This is a genomic window from Methylocaldum sp. (genome assembly GCF_039794385.1).
GTDB lineage: Bacteria > Pseudomonadota > Gammaproteobacteria > Methylococcales > Methylococcaceae > Methylocaldum.
Genome location: NZ_JBDIVO010000385.1, coordinates 1 through 4,065 on the forward strand (window position 1 = coordinate 1; position 4,065 = coordinate 4,065).

4 protein-coding genes are annotated in these 4,065 nt (G+C 56.8%); all 4 read left to right on the forward strand.

What is annotated here, in order from left to right; translation table 11 throughout:
- Positions 1–649 precede the first annotated feature (649 nt).
- Positions 650–1,681 carry a tyrosine-type recombinase/integrase gene (locus tag ABJK70_RS21210; protein WP_347259037.1) on the forward strand — a complete coding sequence of 344 codons (1,032 nt, stop codon included), beginning with the start codon at positions 650–652 and terminating at the stop codon, positions 1,679–1,681.
- Between the two features lie 438 nt (positions 1,682–2,119).
- The gene (locus ABJK70_RS21215; protein WP_347259038.1) at positions 2,120–3,085 is read left to right on the forward strand and encodes a hypothetical protein; all 966 of its coding nucleotides are present in this window, start codon (positions 2,120–2,122) and stop codon (positions 3,083–3,085) included.
- Between the two features lie 241 nt (positions 3,086–3,326).
- Positions 3,327–3,650, forward strand: a complete 324-nt coding sequence (locus ABJK70_RS21220; RefSeq protein ID WP_347259039.1) for a hypothetical protein — start codon at positions 3,327–3,329, stop codon at positions 3,648–3,650.
- Between the two features lie 8 nt (positions 3,651–3,658).
- The coding region (locus ABJK70_RS21225) for a hypothetical protein (RefSeq protein WP_347259040.1) at positions 3,659–4,065 on the forward strand (407 nt) is incomplete at its 3' end.

The window sequence follows — 4,065 nt, forward strand, 5'->3', positions numbered from 1 at the left end:
CGCGAAGCGCTCAGGAGCATTCTAGGGGAAGATATCAAGCTGGTGCCGGAGAACGGCGTATTGTGGGCAGAACTCAAGGGCGGCTGCGCCGCTTTGAGTCAGATAACGGTGGTAGCGGGGGCAGGATACGTGCGTTATCTAACTCCGCTGCGCTGGCAGATATGGCCGCCGAGCTGATCACTCTCCCGCCCAACATGAGCCCCAAGCCCTGGGGCTTTTTTGTGTCTGAAAGAAACGGTTGAAGTCTGACGAATTAAAGGAATAAGGGCTCTTTTTCTCCTCAAGGTCGGCAAAAATAAAAAGTAAGGGGGGCTTCGGAAAAACCTAACCGGCCTAACCGGCCCCTAAAAATGGCCATTTTCGCTTTTATAATCAGCGATATACGACAAACACAAAAACCTAACTTTTACCTAACCAAAACCTAACTGGTTAGGTTTTATTAATTTTGAGTGTTCCTAATTTTGTCGAAAAAAAAGTTCTTTAAAATCAATCCGGTAAGTTTTTAGTTCGGTTAGGTTAGGAAATAAACCTAACCGAAATTCTGTTGTAAGCTGTTGTTTGTACGGAAAGGTTTTTCGTGAGGTGGGCCTGATTAGGCCGGTTAGGTTTTTCCGAAGCCCCCCATACTTTTATGATTTTTGGAGGCGATATGAACGAGGACGACGCGGGCGAAACCCGGTTTTCCAAAGCGGTGACGCAGTGGTTGCAATACAAGAGCTGCAACCAGGGACTGTCGAGGGCGACGATCGCCAAGTACGACGGTTATCTGCATCGACTGGAGCTGTTCTTGACCGAGCGGGAGAAGGATCACATGTCGGCCGTGACCGATGATCTGGTTGATTTCTGTGGCGTGCACCTGTTCGAAAAAGGCATGTGTCCGCGCTCGCGGGTTGCGGCCGTGTGCGCCGTGAAAGGATTTTTCGCCTGGATGCTCCGGTTTGAGGTTCGGGCCGATAACCCGGCCGAGCTGCTCGAATATCCGAAAGCGGGGGTCCGTCTGCCTAGATTTCCGACGCTGAAGCAGGCGGAAAAGCTGCTGATCGAGCCGGATCTCGAATCGCTGATGGGGATCCGCGATGCGGCCATCATCGCAACGCTGATGGGGTGCGGTCTCAGATTGTCCGGTCTGTGCGGGCTCAATGAATCGTCATTGATTTGGCTGCAAGACGATAAAGGCCGGGAGCGTTTGCAGCTGCGCGTTCTGGAGAAAGGGAAAAAAGAGCGTATGGTCCCGGCGCCCGAGGAGGTACGCTTATTTATAAGAGCGTACCTGGGGCATCCGGATCTCGCGAAGATCGATCGTAACCTGCCCAATGGCGATCGGGTGCTGTTCGTCTCGCTGAATAACCGACTTGTGCCGGCGCATGAATATTACGGCGAGAACCGCCGACTGGCGCCCCGATCGGTCCAGGACATGATCGCCATGTACGGCAAGCGCGCCCGATTGCCCCGCGAGCTCTGCCACCCTCACGCGCTACGCCACCTCTACGGGACCGAGCTGGCCGAGGAGGATACTCACATCCTGGATATGAAGGTGTTGCTGGGACATGAGAAGGCCGACACCGTTGACGTCTACAACCACACCGCCATTCGCAAGCTGACTCGAGTCGTCGATAAGGCCAACCCGTTGACCAAGATGCAGACGCCCGTCACCCAGCTCGCCCGCCGCCTCTCGAAATAACATTTAAGGCACGCATATTGCTAGCCTAACCTGTTTGGCGCTCGGAAAAGCAATCCCCCGGCCCGCCCCCCTTTGTATTCAGCCCTCCAAGGCCGCTGCTGACGTTGGGGTGTACTGCATTAGACAACGCTAATACAGTAAATCAAATTCCGTGGTTTCGCCTCTCTACGGCGGTTCGCGTTATCTCAAAAGGCGAACTATCTCAGAGACGGCACCGCGTGGTTCAAGGCCTGCAGGCGTCCGACGATCACGAAAAGCGAACTCTTTTGGACGGAATCACGGAAGGGTGGGGGCTCGGCAGGGCTGGGGCGTGTATCGGCGGGGTGGGGTGGGTACCTGCTAATCTGCACGCGCTGGACGTTTCAGCTTCGCCCGTCGCGATTTTTCGCGGCGCGGCGGCCGGTTTGCCGCGCGACGAGCGGGCCTTAAACTGGCGCCATGAAGTCCGACAATCCGTTAGACCAGGTCAGTTTCGTTTGCGGCGAGTGCCGTTGGCGGTTTTCGGCCGCGCCTGACCGGGTCGAGCCGGCGCCCGACAAGCCGTATCACCCCTGGCGGTACTTCGCGACGTGTCCGAAGTGCGGGCACGGCGAGGCGCATCAGGCGAGCTGGGAGCAGGCGCTGATGGCGTCGCTGGCGAAGGGCCAGAGCGGGCCGAAGACGCCGGAAGGCATCGCCAAGGTCACCCAGAACTTGCAGAACGTCGACTATGTCGAGCTCGGCAAGCGGAATCGCTTCAACGCGATGAAGCACGGCCTTCGCTCGGAGGTTGCGACCTGCTTCCCGGCCAAGCCGGGCCGGTATCCGGAGTGCGAAAGCTGCGAATTTCACATGGATTGCCGGGCTGACGTGGACGCGGACCGGATGAAGCCTCTTGCCGAACGAGCGATCGTGATTCCATGCCGGAAACAGTTGGAGCTGTTCATGCTCCACCACGTCGCGTTCGAAAACAAAGACCCGACGCTACTGAACCGGTACCACGCCGACCTGCAGGCCAAGCTCAGGGCGCTGGCAAACCGGATGATTCACTCGATTCTCGCCGATGGCGTGGCCATCAAGTCGCCCCAGTGGGACCGCGACAAGGACGGCAATGTCCGCCTGGCGCAGTATATCGACCCCGAAACCGGCGATTTGCGTTATCTAATGGAGCTCAACGCTCATCCCTTGCTGCGCGTGCTGACCGATCTGGTTGCGCGCAACAATCTGGCGCTGGCCGATCTCGGCATGACGCCGAAAATACAGGAGGAAGAGCAGCTCATTCGGGGCCATCTGGATGACGACGCCAAGCGCGGCGAAGAGGCCCTCGAATTCCAGCGCCGGCAGGCGGAAACCTTGGACCGGTTGCAGCAATTGATCGAGAACAGCCGGCGCGATCCGGTGACTATTGAGCAGAAACCAGAGTGAGGTAAGAGCTATGAGAGCGTTTCAGATCGACGACCGTGTTAAATGGACTCATGTCTGCCAGAACGGGAAATCCATTCGAATGACCACCCGTGAGGGAAAGATTGTGGCCATTTCGGAACTGGCGGCAACGGTGAAATTTCGTGGCAAAACGAATGTCATTAGACTGGATCGATTGCGACATGCTGACGAACGATCCGAGTTGACCGACATGCTATCGGCATGACGCTGCAATGGGGGAATCATGAGCGATCCAGATAAAAAAGAGCCGGACTGGAAAAACATAGCACTGGCTCTCGCGCAGCGACTGAACTTCGCAGTGACCCATCTCAAGCCGCGTTCAGGCAGCGGAATGATCATTCTCGACATAAACAAGCCAATGGAAGGATCGAATACGGTGCATTGGCGGGAATATTTCGCTCAGGGCATGGAAATGATCCCAGGAATAACCGTGGACAGAGAAATTATGAATACCTTTGATCTCCCTCGCACCAAGATGATCAAAGCTCAAAGGGAAATCCAGGCCAAGCGGGAAGCGGAGCGCCAGGCAGAGACTACAACAGCATGACGCTGTAAATGTCCAGAATCTCCTCCGCCCAACGCGTCCAGCTCCAGAACGTCGCCGAGCGCGAGGTGATGCGGTACGCGCATGATCATGCGCTGTGGCACAAGCATGTGCACAACGTGGAGCTGGATCCGATCCAGGTATTGAAATGCCTGGAGATGGACGAACACAAGTCGACGATCGACTTTTCCTCCCGCCGCACGGGCAAGACCGCGGTGAAGGAGCTCTATCTCCTGAAGGAACTGGCCACCAACGCCGACCAGGAAGAGGGCATCGTCGCCCCGCGCGAGGCGCAGAGCTTGGTCAATCTCGGCTATCACCTCGACGCGATCCGGCGATCGCCGATCCTCACCCATTGGGTGGGCAACAAAGCCGGCCGGCGGACCATGGCGGACACCTATTACCAGTTCGCCAACCG